Source organism: Acidovorax sp. LjRoot117, assembly GCF_964252695.1.
Classification (GTDB): Bacteria; Pseudomonadota; Gammaproteobacteria; order Burkholderiales; family Burkholderiaceae_C; genus Acidovorax.
Genome location: NZ_CAXUPO020000033.1, coordinates 1 through 679 on the forward strand (window position 1 = coordinate 1; position 679 = coordinate 679).

At 61.3% G+C, this 679-nt stretch carries 1 protein-coding gene; it reads left to right on the forward strand.

Going from position 1 to position 679, the window contains the following annotated elements; all coding sequences use genetic code 11:
* Positions 1–58 precede the first annotated feature (58 nt).
* Positions 59–679 (forward strand): DDE-type integrase/transposase/recombinase (locus tag ACSQ3D_RS27865; protein WP_436129034.1); only part of this gene is annotated, 621 nt, incomplete at its 3' end.

The following is a 679-nucleotide window of genomic DNA, read 5'->3' on the forward strand; positions in this document are numbered from 1 at the left end:
CCCGAGCGGTTCTGCAAGAGTTGATAGAGTCTCTGCAATCCACCCGGGGAGTGAAGCCATGTTGATTGCCCTGCACAAGAACGCCCGCACCACGCCTGCCGTGCGCGCCGAGATCGCAGCCAGCGATGAACCAGCCAGCGTCCTGGCCCAGCGCTTTGGGATCACCGAGCAGACGGTCTACAAGTGGAAGAAGCGCGATGTCTTCGCAGACCGCTCGCACACGGCCCATCACTTGCAGACCGTGCTCACGCCTGCGCAAGAAACCGTGGTGGTGCACCTTCGGCGTACCTTGCTGTTGCCCCTGGATGACCTGTTGGCGGTCACGCGAGAGTTCTTGAGCCCCGATGTCTCACGCTCAGGTTTGGACAGGTGCCTGCGCCGCCATGGAGCAGGCAACCTCAACGCCCTCAAGCCCCACCAGCCTGCGGTACCCCACAAGGCCTTCAAGAGCTACGAGCCAGGCTACGTGCACATGGACGTGAAGTACCTGCCCCAGATGCAGGACGAGAGCAGCAGGCGCTATCTGTTCGTGGCCATCGACAGGGCCACGCGCTGGGTGTTCGTGCAGTTCAAGGCCAACAAGACAGCGGCCAGTGCCAGGGCCTTTCTCAAAGCACTTCACAAGGCCTGCCCGATCAGGATCAACAAGCTGTTGACAGACAACGGCAAGGAGTTCACA